The 16,708-nt window shown below is 39.1% G+C and carries 16 protein-coding genes, 1 other RNA gene, 1 riboswitch and 2 other annotated features; of the genes, 3 read left to right on the top strand and 14 right to left on the bottom strand.

The genetic code is table 11. The features are described 5' to 3' along the window. Positions 1 to 51 precede the first annotated feature (51 nt). Positions 52 to 268: a binding site (T-box leader), on the bottom strand. Positions 269 to 326: 58 nt separating this feature from the next. The 9 genes from JOC54_RS06130 to cymR form a co-directional block, all read right to left on the bottom strand. Next, positions 327 to 1,403 (bottom strand): AI-2E family transporter, encoded by a 1,077-nt coding sequence (locus tag JOC54_RS06130; RefSeq protein WP_035418609.1) that lies wholly within the window; start codon positions 1,401 to 1,403, stop codon positions 327 to 329. 70 nt (positions 1,404 to 1,473) lie between these two features. Further along, entirely contained in the window at positions 1,474 to 1,659 is a 186-nt protein-coding gene (locus JOC54_RS06125; RefSeq protein ID WP_035418608.1) for a DUF3918 family protein, read from the bottom strand. Positions 1,660 to 1,677: 18 nt separating this feature from the next. Further along, on the bottom strand, positions 1,678 to 1,869 hold the full coding sequence (locus JOC54_RS06120; RefSeq protein WP_035418607.1) for a YrzR-like zinc ribbon domain: 192 nt from the start codon (positions 1,867 to 1,869) through the stop codon (positions 1,678 to 1,680). A gap of 11 nt (positions 1,870 to 1,880) precedes the next feature. After that, positions 1,881 to 2,342, bottom strand: a complete 462-nt coding sequence (locus JOC54_RS06115; protein WP_235194487.1) for a PRC-barrel domain-containing protein — start codon at positions 2,340 to 2,342, stop codon at positions 1,881 to 1,883. Positions 2,343 to 2,432: 90 nt separating this feature from the next. Then, positions 2,433 to 4,685: an SF1B family DNA helicase RecD2 gene (gene recD2, locus JOC54_RS06110; protein WP_437183518.1), complete on the bottom strand. Its 2,253-nt coding sequence runs from the start codon at positions 4,683 to 4,685 to the stop codon at positions 2,433 to 2,435. A gap of 5 nt (positions 4,686 to 4,690) precedes the next feature. Beyond that, on the bottom strand, positions 4,691 to 5,350 hold the full coding sequence (locus JOC54_RS06105) for a tetratricopeptide repeat protein (protein WP_035418605.1): 660 nt from the start codon (positions 5,348 to 5,350) through the stop codon (positions 4,691 to 4,693). A gap of 36 nt (positions 5,351 to 5,386) precedes the next feature. Then, positions 5,387 to 6,484, bottom strand: coding sequence for a tRNA 2-thiouridine(34) synthase MnmA (gene mnmA, locus JOC54_RS06100; protein WP_035418604.1), 1,098 nt, complete (start codon positions 6,482 to 6,484; stop codon positions 5,387 to 5,389). A gap of 25 nt (positions 6,485 to 6,509) precedes the next feature. Then, positions 6,510 to 7,670 carry a cysteine desulfurase family protein gene (locus JOC54_RS06095; RefSeq protein WP_204465166.1) on the bottom strand — a complete coding sequence of 387 codons (1,161 nt, stop codon included), beginning with the start codon at positions 7,668 to 7,670 and terminating at the stop codon, positions 6,510 to 6,512. A gap of 23 nt (positions 7,671 to 7,693) precedes the next feature. Beyond that, on the bottom strand, positions 7,694 to 8,113 hold the full coding sequence (gene cymR, locus JOC54_RS06090) for a cysteine metabolism transcriptional regulator CymR (RefSeq protein ID WP_035418602.1): 420 nt from the start codon (positions 8,111 to 8,113) through the stop codon (positions 7,694 to 7,696). A gap of 194 nt (positions 8,114 to 8,307) precedes the next feature. Here cymR and JOC54_RS06085 point away from each other — a divergent pair, with 194 nt between their 5' ends. Together JOC54_RS06085 and JOC54_RS06080 are read left to right on the top strand one after the other, a co-directional pair. Continuing rightward, positions 8,308 to 9,570, top strand: coding sequence for a replication-associated recombination protein A (locus JOC54_RS06085; protein ID WP_204465165.1), 1,263 nt, complete (start codon positions 8,308 to 8,310; stop codon positions 9,568 to 9,570). Between the two features lie 122 nt (positions 9,571 to 9,692). After that, the gene (locus tag JOC54_RS06080) at positions 9,693 to 10,316 is read left to right on the top strand and encodes an RsfA family transcriptional regulator (protein WP_204465164.1); all 624 of its coding nucleotides are present in this window, start codon (positions 9,693 to 9,695) and stop codon (positions 10,314 to 10,316) included. A gap of 33 nt (positions 10,317 to 10,349) precedes the next feature. On the opposite strand, the gene JOC54_RS06075 is transcribed toward JOC54_RS06080, so the two are convergent. Beyond that, positions 10,350 to 11,117, bottom strand: a complete 768-nt coding sequence (locus JOC54_RS06075; protein WP_204465163.1) for a tRNA threonylcarbamoyladenosine dehydratase — start codon at positions 11,115 to 11,117, stop codon at positions 10,350 to 10,352. A 105-nt stretch (positions 11,118 to 11,222) separates the two neighbouring features. Continuing rightward, positions 11,223 to 11,403: non-coding RNA, 6S RNA (gene ssrS / locus JOC54_RS06070), on the bottom strand. A 178-nt stretch (positions 11,404 to 11,581) separates the two neighbouring features. On the opposite strand from ssrS, the gene JOC54_RS06065 reads away from it, so the two are divergent. Further along, positions 11,582 to 11,896 carry a hypothetical protein gene (locus JOC54_RS06065; RefSeq protein WP_204465161.1) on the top strand — a complete coding sequence of 105 codons (315 nt, stop codon included), beginning with the start codon at positions 11,582 to 11,584 and terminating at the stop codon, positions 11,894 to 11,896. On the opposite strand, the gene JOC54_RS06060 is transcribed toward JOC54_RS06065, so the two are convergent. The 3 genes from JOC54_RS06060 to hisS form a co-directional block, all read right to left on the bottom strand. Continuing rightward, positions 11,885 to 13,105 carry a homoserine dehydrogenase gene (locus tag JOC54_RS06060; RefSeq protein WP_204465159.1) on the bottom strand — a complete coding sequence of 407 codons (1,221 nt, stop codon included), beginning with the start codon at positions 13,103 to 13,105 and terminating at the stop codon, positions 11,885 to 11,887. The two genes, JOC54_RS06065 and JOC54_RS06060, sit on opposite strands and share 12 nt — an antisense overlap. Positions 13,106 to 13,162: 57 nt before the next feature. Then, positions 13,163 to 13,272, bottom strand: a riboswitch (SAM riboswitch). A gap of 57 nt (positions 13,273 to 13,329) precedes the next feature. Beyond that, positions 13,330 to 15,102, bottom strand: a complete 1,773-nt coding sequence (aspS, locus tag JOC54_RS06055; protein ID WP_204465157.1) for an aspartate--tRNA ligase — start codon at positions 15,100 to 15,102, stop codon at positions 13,330 to 13,332. After that, positions 15,095 to 16,384, bottom strand: a complete 1,290-nt coding sequence (hisS, locus tag JOC54_RS06050; protein WP_204465155.1) for a histidine--tRNA ligase — start codon at positions 16,382 to 16,384, stop codon at positions 15,095 to 15,097. Before hisS ends, aspS begins: the two co-directional genes overlap by 8 nt. A 53-nt stretch (positions 16,385 to 16,437) precedes the next feature. Beyond that, positions 16,438 to 16,656: a binding site (T-box leader), on the bottom strand. Positions 16,657 to 16,708: the final 52 nt, after the last annotated feature.

The raw sequence follows: 16,708 nt of genomic DNA, 5'->3' as shown, positions 1-16,708 counted from the left end.
ATAAATCACTCCTTATGTAAATAAATGCAAATAAAAAAACTCCTCCCTCAAAAAAGGGACGAGATGTCTGTTCACGCGGTACCACCCTCATTATGATAACGAGTAACCTTGTTATCATCACTTCAGTCCCTTTAACGCTGGGGCACGGCAACCTTTTAATTGCTACTCCAGAATAGCATTCCACATTTCTTCAATCATGCTCTTTCCAGCCAAGAAAGCATGTCTCTGTGAATGGGCTAATGTGTACTCATTCCTTCAATGTATGTTCATTTTATGCTATTACGATCATCTGTTCACGACGATTATAGCGCTCACGTAGAGCAATGTCAATCATACTCCACTTCGCCCTTTAAATATTGCCTAATATGCATTAAAGTGACTTTCATAATTGCAGTAACAGGCACTGCGACCAAGAGACCGATAACACCAGCAACCTCTACACCAATTAATAAAGCAAATATAATGAGCACAGGGTGAAGATGAACAGTTCTCCCAACAATTAAAGGCGATAAAATATTGCCTTCTACTTGTTGAATGATAAATAAGGAAATTGCAACATAGATCGCAAGTGATGTTGAGTCAAGTAGCGCTACGCCAATGGCAGGTACCGCACTAATAATTGCACCAAAATAAGGAATCAAGTCAGTTGCACCAACAAAAAGACCAAGTATAACTGGGTAAGGAACACCTAATACCCAAAAAGTGATTGTTGAAATGACACCAACGCATAAAGCAACAAGAAGCTGGCCCCTTATATACGATCCAAATGTTTTATCCACATCTCTTATATAGAGAAGCACTTTCTCTCTCCATTTTCTCGGGGTAATATAAAATCCAACACGTTGAACAAGTGTGTAATCCTTTAACAAGTAAAAAACAATAAAAGGAACAACAACCCAGACCATAATCGATTGAATGGCCGTAAGAATGATTTGTTCTAATTGATCTAGCGATTTTGCCGCAAAAGTTTCTACTTTTTCAGTCCATTCTTCAACATGCACCTGAATCGGATCAGGAAGTCCACTCAATTGTTTTTGATATGTAAAAATCGTCTCTTTAATTGAAGCTAATTGTTCAGGTAACACATCAATCGCATCGTGCACTTGTCGAATAAACACGGGAATACCAATCATTAATATAAGAACAATTGTTGCGATAAATAGAAGAAATAGAAGTGCTGTTGCTAGACCTCTTGATAACCCATAGGTCGCTAACTTTTCAATTATAGGGTGCAATAAATAGGCAATCACACAAGCAACGACTAATGGGAGGAGTAAGGTTTTTCCAATAAGCCATATTGGTTCTAAATAAGCAGCTAATTGCCCCAACAATAGAAAAAAAACTAATATAATTAACCATTTTCCCCACTTTAATACATCTTGTTGTAGTCGTTCACGTTTCACTCTACACCACCTCAGTTTAGATTGCGCAGGTTTAGGTGATTTAATCAAAAAAAACGGCTTTCGCCGTTTTTTAATGGAACATTTTTTTCACTTTTTTCTTTGTTTTCTTCCACGTGCGTGCATTCATTAGCTTTTTTTCAGCATCCATAATTGGCTCAAATAAATGATGGACTTTCTTTTTCGTTTTTCGATCATTCATTGAATACCAAGCAGCGCCAAGGCCAATAACCATTAAAGGTGCGATTGATTTTCGCAAGAAATTCACCTCAATTCACTACATGTTTACACGTCGATCTTCTTCCTCAAACAAATCATCTAGAGAACTTAATGACCCATCTTCTTCGACTTGATGAAGCATTAAAGTACCTTTAACAAGGTTCATCTCAATAAAGCAATTCCAGCAATAGTACTGGTTTGTTCCAATTTTACCGATATCCTTTCGCTGGCAGTTTGGACAGCGCATCATAGGAGCCTCCTTTAGAGAGACAAAATGGCTCGTTCTTTCTTAATGATTAAGTCATGACCTTTTATCACTTGACGGCCTTCCTTTAAATCAGCTAACCAACCATCTGTCACTTCATACCCTATGATCGTGCCCAATTCCATCTCGAAATATACATCTTCTGCCAGCCCAAGTAATTCCCCTTCATCAGACAAAACCGGTTTTCCCTTGAGCTTTTTTCGACTCGTACAAATCGGATATAGCTGCTTATGACGATCCGAATAAGCTTGTAAAACAGTGGAATTCTTTACCATGACAGCTGAAGATCCAGATTGTGCAATCTGCTCAACAGGAAGAAATAAATGGTGCGCTAGCAGTCGATGAGGCTTTACTAATAAACCAACAACGGTATTCCCGTCCATTAAGCCATCAATAACATGACCCAACTCTTCCCCATCAGCAGTTGTTATAATGGGCAGACCGATTAACGCTTGCATTGTTCGCAAAAGTTGCACCACCCTTCCGAACATTTATAAGGTGTGCAATCCTATTAAAGGCTATCCACGGAGAACGTTACCAATCGTTGTTTATTTTGTCCACGCCTGCAGACGTTCTTTTAATTTGGATTGTCTTGTTTCATTTGCTTGTTGAATAGCTCTTTGAAACGTTTGAATATCCCCGCATAAGAGCAAATATTGCTTCGCTCTTGTAATACCTGTATAGAGTAAGTTTCGTCTTAACATACGGTAATAAGAAGCAACAACTGGCATGACTACAATCGGAAATTCGCTTCCTTGTGCTTTATGGATGGATGAACAATAGGCATGTGTTAAATGATTTAAGTCCTTCTTTTCATAAATAACCTCAAGTCCATCAAAAGATACAACAAGCTGGTCTTTTTTTTCAGTCGTTTCTTTTGCATAAATGATAGCGACAATCTCGCCCCTGTCACCGTTATAAACACCGTCTTCTGCATTGTTTACAAGCTGAAGTACCATATCTCCTTTTCGAAAAATGACATCACCAAACGGCAATTCTCTCCGTTCTTCTTTAGGTGGATTAAACAGCTCTTGCAACACACCATTTAAAATAGTTATCCCAGCTTGTCCACGATACATTGGTGCAAGTACTTGGATTTCTTTTGCACTATAACCTTTCTTAATCGCATTCTCACAAATTTGCCGGACCGCCGTTTGAACCTGGTGCTGATTACATGAGAAAAAGCGTCGATCTGCTTTTTTTTCAGTAAAATCATCAGGTAAATTGCCATCCTTCATGGAATGAGCTAATTCAATAATAGATGAACCTTCTGCCTGACGATAAATATCATTTAATCTTACAGTCGGTATAACTTCTGCATCCAACAAATCCTTTAATACTTGACCAGGCCCAACGGAAGGAAGCTGATTTTCGTCACCTACTAATACGACCTGCATTCCCTTCGGTATTGCTTTAAATAATTGGTTGGCAATCCAAGCGTCAACCATTGACATTTCATCGACAATTAACAACTCACCCTCTAGTTGGTCATGGTCGCCTTTTTCAAACCCACTTGTTGCTCCTTTCCAGCCGAGCAAGCTGTGAATCGTTCCTGCAGGCAACTCAGTAGCTTCTGCCATGCGTTTGGCAGCTCGACCGGTAGGTGCAGTCAGCTTTAAAGGAAAAGGAGATGTTTTGGAGTACCCATTTAAATTAAGAGAAAGGCCATGTAACGCTGCATACGCTTCAACAATTCCTTTGATTACCGTTGTTTTACCTGTTCCTGGACCTCCAGTCAGTAATAACAGGGGTGATTCAAGTGCGGTCTCAATCGCTTCTTTCTGCTTGGAGGAATAGGTGACTTGATGACTTTCTTCAAGTTTCCCTAACGTTTTTTCAATTTCCGCTTTAGTAAATTCTTGCTTTATCGTTTGTGAACTTATCCTACGAACGTTTGCTGATATCCCTTTTTCAGCATAAAATAAGGACTTCAAATAAACACGGTCTTCTTCTGTAACAAGTAACCCTTCTTCATTCATTTGTTCAATTGCATCCGTAATGTCGGTTTCAGTAATTTGTTCTTGTGCATTTGATAAGAGGATTTTTGCTTCATTAATTAATTCATCTCGAAACAAAAATAGATGGCCAGACTGCAAACTTAACTCATTCGTAATGTACAACAAACCCGCTCTTAAGCGTTCAGGATGACTTCCAGTAAGTCCAATAGCAGCACCTAATTGATCAGCTCGTCTAAACCCAATTCCTTCAACATCCTGTATGAGTAAGTATGGATTTGTTCGAATAACATCTAAGGCCTGGAGTTTGTAGGAACGATAGACACTCATTGCCAGTTCAGTTCCAAAGCCATACTGCGATAACTGGATTATTACTTGCTCAGCACCTTGATGTTCAAGCAGCTGATTGTATAACAAGTCTGCTTTGTCCTTTGAAAGCTTTGGGATCGATTTTAACACATGTCGGTCCTCTAAAATGGCAGAAATAGCGCGTTCACCTAACTGCTCAACAATCGTTTCTGCCGTTTTTTGACCGATTCCTGGAAATCGATCACTTGATAAGAACTTGCTAATTCCACTTTTGCTCTGCGGCAAGTCTCTTCGAAACGTTTCTACTCGATACTGAGTACCAAACCGTGGATGATCTGTCACTTGTCCAAAAAACGAATAGGTTTCATTTAGCTCAAGTTCAGGCAAGTGACCGATAATGGTCGTTTTATTGGACTCTAATTCTTCATTACTCTTATCTACTTTAACTGTTGCTACGGTATAATCATTGTCATCATTCCGAAACAAAACATGTGTCACTTTTCCTTTAACGAATCCAATAGAGCTATTTGCTTCCACTGCAATCACCCTTTATCTAAAGCATCTTCGAGAACACGAATTCCATTTCCTGCTAATAGATGGTCTGGTTGGTAGGATAGTGCAGTTCGAAATGAATTCAAAGCTGAATCAATATCTTCCTTTGAAGCAAAAATAATCCCTAAATTATAATGAGCATCTGCATGAGATGGGTCAAGTTCAATCGTTTTCTCAAAATAAACTGCTGCATCGTCCAGCTGCTCTAATTGAGCTAAACACAGTCCGTATTGAAAGCTAATTTCACTATCATTGGGGCTTAGTTCATAGGCTCTGCTTAAATTTGCTTGCGCATGTGCTAGTGAACCTGTCTGATAATAGCTCATACCAAGCATGTAGTAAGCATCTGCCTCGTCCATTCCTTGCTTGATCGCGAGTAGAAAAGAGTCAGCGGCCTTCTCAAATTGATCTTGTTGATAATAAATCGTTCCTCGCCCGTAATAAGCCGCCGTTGCTTTGCTGTCTAATTCAATTGCACGCTCATTAAATAACAAAGAACGTTCAAAGTCACCAAGTACACTTAATAAATTCGCCATATTTATATACCCTGTCGTTTCTTTCGGATGCGCTTCAATGTACGCAGTAAACACTTTTGCGGCTTCTTCATATTTGCCATCTTGCATTAATTGAATGCCCTGTTTGTTTTCCATTAGTAACTCCTCCTTAATTAAAAAGGGAAAACACCACTAGGCATTTTCCCGAATAACTTCATCAATCGTTCCTCCGCCAATACAACGATTTCCTTCATATAATACAACCGCTTGTCCTGGCGTAATGGCACGCTGGGATTCATGAAACTCTATATAAGCTGACTGACCATCTTCTTTTGGATAAACAGTCACGTCTTGGTCGTCTTGACGATAACGAAACTTTGCTTTACATGTGAAAGATTCTGTTCTAGCGTCTGTTAAGATCCAGTTCATCCCCACAGCTCGTAACCCTTCAGAATAAAGACCAGCATGATGATAACCTTGCCCGACAATTAACACATTGCGCTCTAAGTCTTTGTCGATAACAAACCATGGCTCACCAGCTCCACCAATGCCAAGTCCTTGACGTTGTCCCAGAGTATAATACATTAATCCATCATGTGTTCCTTTTACTTCTCCATCTTTTGTTTCCATATTTCCCGGTTGTGCAGGTAAAAACGTTTGAAGAAATTCTTTAAAATCACGCTCACCAATAAAACAAATACCTGTACTGTCCTTTTTGGTAGCTGTTACTAATCCAGCTTCAGCTGCTTTTTTTCGAACATCGGATTTAGGTAGATGTCCTAATGGAAATAATACTTTTGAAAGTTGCTTCTGACTAAGCGCATTTAAGAAATACGTTTGATCTTTATTCGTATCGATTCCTTTAATAAGCTGATATTCACCATCTTTGTAATCTAGCTGAGCATAATGACCTGTTGCAACATAATCAGCACCTAGAGAAATAGCATGGTTTAGAAACGCTTTAAACTTAATCTCTTTATTGCACATCACATCAGGATTCGGCGTTCGACCAGCCTTATATTCATCAAGAAAATACGTAAACACTTTGTCCCAATACTCTTTTTCAAAATTAACAGCGTAGTAAGGAATGTCTAACTGCTGGCAGACCCTTTCTACATCTTCATAATCTTCTGTGGCTGAGCAAAAACCACTGTCATTGGTGTCATCCCAATTTTTCATAAATATCCCGATTACTTCATACCCTTGCTCTTTTAATAAAAGAGCTGTAACAGAAGAGTCTACTCCACCTGACATCCCCACAACGACACGGGTATCTTCTGGTTTTTTCATGTTTATTCCTCACTTTCGCACACCACTACTCAATAAATGCATTTTGTTGGTGCGCATCCCTCACTGCTTTTGCAATTGCGTTAAATGTGAACTCTAATTGATCGTCTGTATTTCCTAGACCAAAACTGAATCGAATCGCTTCATCGACTTTATTGCTCTCTTTCCCATACATAGCTTCTATGACATGAGACGGTAAATGCGTGCCAGCCGTACAAGCGGAACCACCCGATGCAGCAATTCCAAGCAAATCCAACTGCATTAAGAGTGCTTCTGTTTTCACTCCATCAAAACAAACATTTAGAATATGTGGAAGTTTATATTTATCTGATCCATTTTCAGTAACTTTTATTTTGTACTCATTCATTATAGCGAAGAATTGACTCCGGAAATAAGTATATTTACTCGCTCGATCTTGGTATTCAGCTGCTGCTAATTCAAATGCTCTTGCAAAACCAACCGCTCCAGGAACATTTTCTGTACCAGCTCGTCTACGTTTTTCTTGCTCACCGCCAAAAAACATAGGCTGTATTTCAATGTTCTCTCGCAAATAAAGACAGCCAATTCCTTTAGGACCATTAAGCTTGTGACTAGATATCGATGCCATATCAATCTTCAGAGCTTTTACGTCTATTGAAAGAATTCCAGCAGCTTGAACTGCATCTGTATGAAAAACAGCTTGATGATCAGCTATTAGTTCGCCAATCTCGACAATTGGCTGTAATGTGCCGACTTCATTATTTCCAAACATAATCGAGACAACTATGGTTTCATCCGTAAGCGCATCTTGCAAGTCTGCTATTGAAATTCGTCCATCAGAATCAACTGGTAAACGCGTTACTGAAAAGCCTTCTTGCTCAAGCTGATCAATTGTATGAAGTATAGCATGATGCTCAATTTCAGTTGTAATAAGATGCTTACCTTTATGAGCATTTGCGCGCACATAACCAACAAGTGCAAGATTGTTTGCTTCTGTTCCACCACTTGTAAAAATGATTTCGTTTGCGTTAGCCCCAAGTACATGCGCGATACGAGCTCTTGCTTCAAAAAGAGCTTGCTTAGCTTTCCTTCCAAAAAGATGCGTACTTGACGGGTTCCCAAACTCCATCGAAAAATAGGGAATCATTTCGTCTAACACACGCTTATCTACAGGCGAGGTCGCTGCATGATCTAAATAAATTGGCTCCATTTCCAAACACCTTTCAGTGAAAATTAAATATAAAACATATAGTAATCTTGTTCCCCTTCTTCTTTGAAGTTAGCAAGATCGGCAAGTGTAGTTGTATCCAACACATCTTTAACAGCATCACGAATTTTAATCCATAAATCGCGTTTTGCAGGTTCTTCATCTTCTAATACTTCAACCGGACTAATGGGACCTTCAAGTACGCGAATAATATCACCTGCTGTGATCGTCTCAGCTTCTTTAGCTAGCATATAGCCACCATACGCCCCTCGTACACTCTTTACAAGCATCGCGTTCCGGAGTGGTGCAATTAACTGTTCTAAATAATGCTCAGAGAGATTATACTCCTTCGCAATTGATTTTAAGGATACTGGCCCTTCACCTGTTTTTTTTGCTAATGCCATCATAATCGTCAAGCCATAGCGGCCTTTTGTCGAAATTTTCAAGAGCGATACTCCCCTTTTATCAAGTGATTTGCTCATAATCTTTATTCTATAAAGTCTTACCTTACTGATGTTTTATGTCACCTGACATTATAACACGTTTCCCTATTTGATTGGTAACATCCAATCGTCTGATTTGGACAAGCTTGCTTGACTACGCTACACTACTTGAAGACAATCTAATCGGGAGGATTTATATGAAACGAAAACCGTTAGCGTTTCGGATGAGACCCACTTCTATTGATGATGTAATTGGGCAACACCAGCTGCTCGGAAAAGGAATGCTGTTACGCCGAATGATAGAAGCTGACCAGCTCTCATCTATGATTTTATACGGGCCACCTGGTACTGGAAAAACTTCCATTGCCAGTGCAATTGCTGGTTCTCTTGGTCACCATTTTCGCATACTCAATGCGACCGTTCACAATAAGAAAGATATGGAAACAACCGTTGCTGAAGCTAAAATGTACGGTTCATTAATCCTTATTCTCGATGAGGTACATCGTCTTGATAAAGCAAAGCAAGATTTTTTACTACCTCATTTAGAAAGCGGCTTACTCCTTTTAATTGGTGCGACAACTGCAAATCCATATCATTCAATTAATCCGGCAATTCGCAGTCGTTGCCATATTTTTGAACTTGAGCAACTTCAGCCTACTGATATTGAGACAGCATTAAATAGAGCATTAAACGACAAAGAACATGGTTTAGGTAATGAAAATGTTACCATCGACAAAGAAGCCATTACTCATCTATCCCTTGCATGTGGTGGGGATGTTCGCTCAGCGTTAAATGCTCTTGAATTGGCTGTATTGTCAACGCCTAAAAAAGAGAACGGGTTAAGAACCATCTCCTTAAAAACTGCTGAACAAAGTATACAAAAAAAGAGCATTCAACACGATAAAGATGGAGATGCTCATTATGATGTACTATCTGCCTTTCAAAAATCAATTCGTGGAAGCGATGTGAATGCAAGCCTTCATTACTTAGCACGACTACTTGAAGCAGGTGATCTCATCAGCATTCATCGTCGAATGCTTGTTATAGCTTATGAAGATATCGGTTTAGCTAATCCTCAAGCAGGTTCAAGAACACTTGCTGCGATTGAATCAGCTGAAAGAATTGGTTTACCAGAGGCTCGAATACCATTAGCTAACGCCGTAGTAGAACTAGCACTTTCACCAAAAAGCAACAGTGCGAATAAAGCAATTGATGCTGCTCTTCAATCTCTACGAGAAGGGGGATCAGGTGACATTCCCCTTCATTTAAAAGATGCACATTATCAAGGCGCCAAAAACCTAGGAAGAGGAATAGATTATAAGTACCCACATGATTATCCAGACGCTTGGGTTAAACAACAATACTTACCAGATGCTTTTAAAAACCACATTTACTTTGAACCCAATGAAACCGGTAAATTCGAGAAAGCACTTGGTGATTTATATAAAAAGCGCAAATGAGAGACTCTCATTTGCGCTTTTTTCTAGTAAAGATTACTGGTCTCGTTTTTTAATAACCTAGTATAAAAAATGAAAAGGTTGGCAAAAGTAGTACCAACGACATATACGCAGGAGTTGGAACAATGAAAATCAGACAAGATGCTTGGTCACATGAAGACGATGTATTACTTGCCGAATCAGTACTCACACATATAAAAGAAGGAAGCACACAATTAAAAGCATTTGATGAAGTAGGCGATGCCTTAAATCGTACGTCAGCAGCTTGTGGATTCCGTTGGAATGCAGTCGTTCGACAAAAGCATTTAAAGCATATTGACCAAGCAAAAAGAGAACGAAAAGAAAGAAAACGAATGCTTTCATCAAGTTATTTTCCTGCTTTCGAGAGGCCACGTCAGCAAACAACCTATTCATTCAAGCGCGAAAAGGCAATGAATGAAACCATATCGGTTGATTCAATCATTGAACAGTTACAGCAATTATCAAATCAAAAGATGGGGAACAGCGATTTGCAAGTTGAAAACGAAAAGCTCCGAAACGATTTGCAAAAAGTGACTTCAAAACTAAATGAATTGCAGCATCTAGTTGCTCGAAATAAACAAGAGCATAGTATGATTGAAGAAGACTATCAATCACTTATAACGATTATGAATCGAGCGAGACGCATGTCTATTTTGGAAGATCATGCCGACAGCCAGGATGACTTCCGCATGGAGACAAATGGAAGTCTTGAGAAACTGGATAAATAGATTGTAAAAAGGACCCTAATTCGAGGGTCCTTTTTACGTCTGTCTTTTAACTTCAATTCCTTCAAGTAAGGTCGTAATAACGTGACCAGCCATAATTAAACCAGATACTGACGGGACAAACGCATTAGAAGAAGGAGGTAATTTTGCTTTTCGGATTGAACTTTTCTCCGCAGTTTCAGGTACAATTTCTTTGCGAATATCTTCCCGTATTAATATAGGCGATTCATCTGAAAACACAACTGTTACACCTTTGTGAATGCCCTCTTTTCTTAAACGGGTACGAATAACTTTTGCAATAGGATCATAACTCGTTTTTGAAATATCGGTAATCTTTAAGCGCGTCGGATCCATCTTATTTGCAACGCCCATACTAGAGATTAAAGGAATTTGTCTTTTTCGACATTCTTTAATTAGATGTATTTTATATGAAATGGTATCGCTTGCGTCAATAACAAAATCTAAATTGTGATTAAAGAAAGATTCATACGTCTCTTCTGTATAAAACATTTTCAATGAAACCACTTCACAGTCTGGATTAATATCATGAATACGCTCTGCCATTAAATCAACTTTAGGTTTTCCAACCGTTGAAAGCAACGCGTGAATTTGACGATTTACATTCGTAATATCAACATCATCTTTATCAACTAAGACAATTTTACCGACACCTGAACGTGCGAGTGCTTCTGCAGAAAATGATCCCACACCACCTACTCCTAAAACAGCCACCGTACTTCGCTTTAAACGATTAAGACCGTCATGGCCAATCGCTAACTCATTTCTTGAAAATTGATGTAGCATTTGTATAATCAAACTCCTTCTGAGTGAACTTTTGTGATCATATCACACTTCCTAAAAAAAACACATAAAAAAAAGCAACCAAATCTGGTTACTTCACAAACTATACAATATCCCGATCATGCCGTAGGAAAATGAAGCTTTGAACCTGCCAGGCAGGTGGGTGCTTTGTACCAATCATTTTAAGTCCTCAGCTACCGAGGCATGTAATCAGATCTGTAACGGCAAGCTCCCTTTTTTAAGGTGTTGGCTCAAAGAATTACAAACCATACGCACATATCAGGATATGTTATTAAGATGACTATAGCAGATGAAATCGTTAAAATCAATCTTTATCTAAAAATTGTGACGTTTGACTCACACGTCCTCTTCTCTATTAACTACCCTTCATTTTAATAAATAAACAGTATAATCATTCGAGTTTTCAACAAAAATATGATAAGTTGATTAAAAAGGAGGTCTGCATTTTGGAAGCTCTTGTCACACAACGTTGTATTGAAGTAACTCAAGAGATAGGTATACTGGAAAAAAGGGTAGTCGAAACTTCTTTTGAACTTCAACTATTTGAAGATCGTATTCAAGTACAAGATGATTATTTCCCACTGACGTCAGTGTTCGATATCTCATTTCGATTTCCAAGTCAATCAGAGAATTCTCTAGGTTTCCTATATTTGCATACGAGCCAAGGGGTGTCCACTTTTAAGATAAAATCAAAACCAGAGACTCTAATTAAAGAATTTAAAAAACTCGTTCCGGAAACAAAATTTCGATCAGATCTTTAAAACTGCCTCTTTTTGCGAAACCTTGCTTTCCAATTCTTTACTCAAACATGGGTATATCGGAAAGGGAGGGGTTTCGCTAATTGACTCAACATAAAAGATCGTCCCTTCCTTTACGGTTCGCTTATCTAATATTTTTGTCTTCTCTAAATAAGGCAGCGCTTGAGTCAATTGATCTTCCTCTACAAACCACAATTCCTTCCCAATTGTTTGCTTATCTAATTCTTCTTTTTTTCTTAATGAACTTTTCGGTTTAAACAAATGATGTTGTTGATGGAAAACAAAGTCTTCAACCGCACTGTTAGCAGTTGGCGCTTTACCTGCACCTGCTCCAGCAATTAGTATTTGATCAATTGCCTCCCCATCAAGACATATGCCATTCATAACCCCGTCTACTGTTGACAAAACATGGTCGTTTACAATAATGGTCGGTTGAACACTGCCCTTAACACAATCCTCTCCATCATAAACGAGTTCTCCTACTAATTTAAGCGACCAGCCAAATTCCTTAGCTCCACTAGCATGCCAAGCTTCAACTTGACTAATACCAGATCGCTTTACATCCTCTATATTGAGCCACTTATTGTAACAACTCTTCGCTAACAAGCATGTTTTATAAACCGCGTCCCAACCATCTACATCATCTGTTGGATCTTCTTCAGCGTAGCCGAGCAACCTAGCTTCCTGTAAAGAATCCTCGTATGTTTGACCTGTAGCCATCTTTGTTAGAATATAATTTGTTGTTCCATTTAAAACCCCAGTAATAGCATAGATTTCAGTTGTTAAAAACACACTTTTCAATGAATTTACAATAGGGATAACCCCGCAAACGGCCGCATCCCAACCATAGTAAACACCAGCTTCCTTTGCTATCTGATCAAGCATTTGACCATGTGTTGCAACCAACTTTTTGTTCGCACTAATAACAGTTGTCCCTTCGCTAAGTAACTCACCTGTATACATTTTAGCTAAATCAATTCCGTTCATCGCCTCAAATACGAAGTCATATGGTCCACATGACTTAAACTCTTCCCAAGATGAAACAAACTGTTCAGTAGGATATCGGCGTTTCTTTAATTTGTCTTTAATTAAAATAGCCTCAATTGTAAACGATTGACCAGTTACTTTTTCAATGTCGCCTCTCGTTCTTATTAACCTTTCATAAATCCCAGTTCCTACTGTTCCGAAGCCAATTAATCCAATTTTCAACATAAACACCCTCTCTTCAAAAATAAAAAGCCCCCTTTTCGAAAGAAAAGGGGGCTACCACGCTTATCTTTCAGAACAAATTGTTCTGCTGAAAGGAGCACCTTGACTATGAATCTTGTCAGGTTGCCGGGCTTCGTCGGGTCAGTTCCCTCCACCACTCTGGATAAGTTTTATTCAGTTAAACTAAATTGATAGTAAAGCGATTATAAATTGTCTATTGAATTCTGTCAACTGCGTTTTCCTAATACAGATAGGTTCAAATCAATTAATTGCTCAAGGCTCACCTTACTCGGTGCTGCCGTTAACAAATCACTTGCACTAGCTGTTTTTGGAAATGCAATGACTTCTCTTAAATTATTTTTTTGCGCAAGAAGCATCACAATCCGGTCAAGACCAAGAGCAATACCACCATGTGGAGGTGTGCCGTATTCAAATGCATCTAGCAAAAAGCCAAACTCTTCTCTTGCTGCCTCTTCAGAGAACCCAAGCAGACTAAACATTTTCTCTTGTAAATCACGTTCGTAAATACGCTGGGACCCACCACCAAGCTCATAGCCATTTAGAACCAAATCATAGGCTTCCGCTCGCACATTAGCAGGGTCCGTTGCCATCAAGTGCTCATCTTCTGCTTTCGGACGAGTAAATGGATGGTGTAAGGCAACATATCGACCTGCTTGATCGTCGTACTCAACAAGAGGAAAATCAGTAACCCAAAGAAAATGAAATTTACTTTGATCAATCAAATCAAATTCTTTACCAAACTTTAAGCGCAGCGCTCCTAAAGAATCAAACACCACTTGTTTTTTATCAGCACCAAAAAAAAGTAAATCGCCAACATCTGCCTTCATTGTTGTAAGTAATTCTCTCGCCTGCTGTTCATCAAAAAATTTAGCAATCGGGCCTTTCAATCCTTCTTCTTCAACTTTAAGCCATGCAAGCCCTTTTGCTCCATATGGTTTAACAAAATCAGTTAATGCATCGATCTCTTTTCGAGACATTTTATTGGCTCCACCTGTAAGCGTAAGCCCCTTAACGATTCCTCCAGATTCAAGCGCCGTTTTAAAGACTTTAAACTGTGTGTCGACCAAAACTTCAGTTAGGTCAACAAGTTCCATTTCAAAGCGCGTATCTGGTTTGTCAGACCCGTACCGATTCATCGCATCATCATAAGTCATTCGTTGAAATGATTCCTCAATCGTTAAATCATGTGTTTCTTTCATTAATTTTTGCATCAGCTTCTCTGCCATCGCTAGAATATCTTCTGTATCTAGGAAGCTTGCCTCTACATCTATCTGAGTAAACTCAGGCTGACGATCCGCTCGTAAATCTTCATCACGGAAACAGCGTACAATTTGAAAATACTTCTCATATCCTGCCACCATCAGCAATTGTTTAAAGATTTGCGGAGATTGCGGTAATGCATAAAACTCACCTTGATGAACACGGCTTGGTACTAAGTAATCACGCGCTCCTTCAGGTGTGCTTTTTGTGAGCATTGGTGTTTCAATTTCTAAGAACCCATCATTGTCAAAGAAGTCACGCACTGTTTTCATTACTGTGTGTCTAAGCTTAAATGCTTGTTGCATATCAGGACGGCGCAAGTCCAAATAGCGATATTTTAAGCGCACATCTTCAGAAGCATCTGTGTTTGCTTCAATTTGGAAAGGAAGCGGCTTAGATGCATTTAGAAGTTCAAATTCTTCTATGTGAATTTCTATTTTACCCGTCGCAAGTTTTTCATTAACAGCAGCCTCGTTACGAGCAACAACCGTTCCTTTTAAAGCAACAACGTATTCATTACGGACACGGTCAGCTCCTTCTAAAGCCTCTTTATTAATGTCCGGACTACAAACGACTTGGACAACACCTGAACGATCACGCAAGTCCAGGAAAATCACTTGACCTAAATCACGTCTTCTTTGAACCCAGCCTTTTAACTCAACTGCTTGGCCAATTTGTTTCTCTCCAATTTCACCACAGTAATGTGTTCGTTTAAACAATTTCGTTTCCTCCTTGAATGCTTTCTTTAATACTCGCTGTTAATTGGCTAAATGATACATGTTTTTGTTCACCGGTAACCATATTCTTTACAACAGCTTCTCTTTTTTCCATCTCTTCATCACCGATAATGACTGTACATGCAGCACCATATCGATCAGCTGCCTTTAATTGTGCTTTCATTTTTTTATCTAAATAGTCTTTATCTGCTCGAATACCTGCTTTCCTAAGCTCATGCAACAATTTCGGTGCATAGGCAGCCGCTTCATCTCCAAGTGCAACAATGTATGCATCCAGTTTTGCCCGTTCAGGTAGAGAGACCTGCTCCGCTTTCATTGCTAGGATGAATCGCTCGATACTGAACGCAAAACCGATACCTGGCGTTTCTGGTCCTCCAAAATCTTGAACCAGACCATTATAACGTCCACCACCACATAATGTTGTAATGGCCCCAAATCCAGGTGCAGTGCTCATTAGTTCAAAAGCAGTATGGTTATAATAATCAAGACCACGTACTAAAGTCGGATCAACTTCATAACGAATCCCAAGTAAATCAAGCGTCTTTTTCAATTGTTGGAAATAAGAATCCGATTCTTCATTTAAGAATTCAAGAATAGAAGGTGCGCTTTGAAGTAACGGGTGATCCCGGTCCTTTTTACAATCTAGAATTCTTAATGGATTTTTTTCAAGACGAATTTGACAATCACTACAAAACTCACTAATTGCAGGTTTAAAATGATTGATTAATGCTTCTCGATGGGACGTTCTGCTTTCTGAATCACCAAGTGAATTGATGACAAGCTTCAAGTTAACAATCCCTAATTTTTTACAAATGTCGATTAATAAAGCCAAAACTTCTGCATCCAGTTGAGGACTTGCACTGCCAAGCGCTTCAACACCGAACTGAACAAATTGACGCATCCGCCCAGCTTGAGGTCGTTCGTATCGAAACATTGGTCCCGTGTAATACAATTTCGTTGGTTGATTTGCTGAACCAAAAAGTTTGTTATTCACATACGATCTTGCCACTGAAGCTGTTCCTTCAGGCCTCAGCGTTAAGCTTCTATCTCCCCTGTCTTTAAATGTATACATTTCTTTTTGAACGATATCTGTTGTATCTCCAACACCTCTTGTAAAAACTTCTGTGTGCTCAAATATAGGGGTACGTATTTCTTCAAAATGATACGTCTCGCACGTTTCTTTCGCTATTCTTTCAATTAATTGCCAGATGACGACATCTTCTGGCAAAATATCCTGCGTTCCTCTTGGTAACTGAATCGACATACAATCTCTCCTTTTTTAAATGCAAAAAACTCCCGCCTCAGATGAATAATTTCATCTGGGACGAGAGTTAAACCCGTGGTACCACCCAAATTGAGGCAATGCCTCCACTTTATCTGTTAACGCCAGCTACGTTCATCCCTACTAAATAAATCGTTCAGGAAAAAAGCCTCGAAGGTGTTCATTCGTTTCGGTAGATGAGGCTACTTCCAGCCTTGGCAGCCCTCTCTTTACATCTATAACCCTTAACTACTATTCCTTGTCATTGGTTCATCTATCCTATTTAAGTTGTTTCTAACTATACGAAATGCACAGCTGTTAGTCAAT

Origin of the sequence: Shouchella xiaoxiensis, from assembly GCF_016907895.1 — a bacterium.
Lineage (GTDB): Bacteria > Bacillota > Bacilli > Bacillales > Bacillaceae_D > Shouchella > Shouchella xiaoxiensis.
Note: the sequence above shows the minus strand (reverse complement) of the source record. Positions and strands in the feature narration are given on the sequence as shown.

Coding starts and splice junctions, on each gene's coding strand:
- JOC54_RS06085 (WP_204465165.1), top strand. CDS start 8,308: ATGAAACGAAAACCGTTAGCGTTTCGGATGAGACCCACTTCTATTGAT.
- JOC54_RS06075 (WP_204465163.1), bottom strand. CDS start 11,117: ATGCTACATCAATTTTCAAGAAATGAGTTAGCGATTGGCCATGACGGT.
- JOC54_RS06120 (WP_035418607.1), bottom strand. CDS start 1,869: ATGATGCGCTGTCCAAACTGCCAGCGAAAGGATATCGGTAAAATTGGA.
- hisS (WP_204465155.1), bottom strand. CDS start 16,384: ATGTCGATTCAGTTACCAAGAGGAACGCAGGATATTTTGCCAGAAGAT.
- JOC54_RS06105 (WP_035418605.1), bottom strand. CDS start 5,350: ATGGAAAACAAACAGGGCATTCAATTAATGCAAGATGGCAAATATGAA.
- JOC54_RS06080 (WP_204465164.1), top strand. CDS start 9,693: ATGAAAATCAGACAAGATGCTTGGTCACATGAAGACGATGTATTACTT.
- mnmA (WP_035418604.1), bottom strand. CDS start 6,484: ATGAAAAAACCAGAAGATACCCGTGTCGTTGTGGGGATGTCAGGTGGA.
- JOC54_RS06115 (WP_235194487.1), bottom strand. CDS start 2,342: ATGCAAGCGTTAATCGGTCTGCCCATTATAACAACTGCTGATGGGGAA.
- JOC54_RS06060 (WP_204465159.1), bottom strand. CDS start 13,105: ATGTTGAAAATTGGATTAATTGGCTTCGGAACAGTAGGAACTGGGATT.
- JOC54_RS06095 (WP_204465166.1), bottom strand. CDS start 7,670: ATGGAGCCAATTTATTTAGATCATGCAGCGACCTCGCCTGTAGATAAG.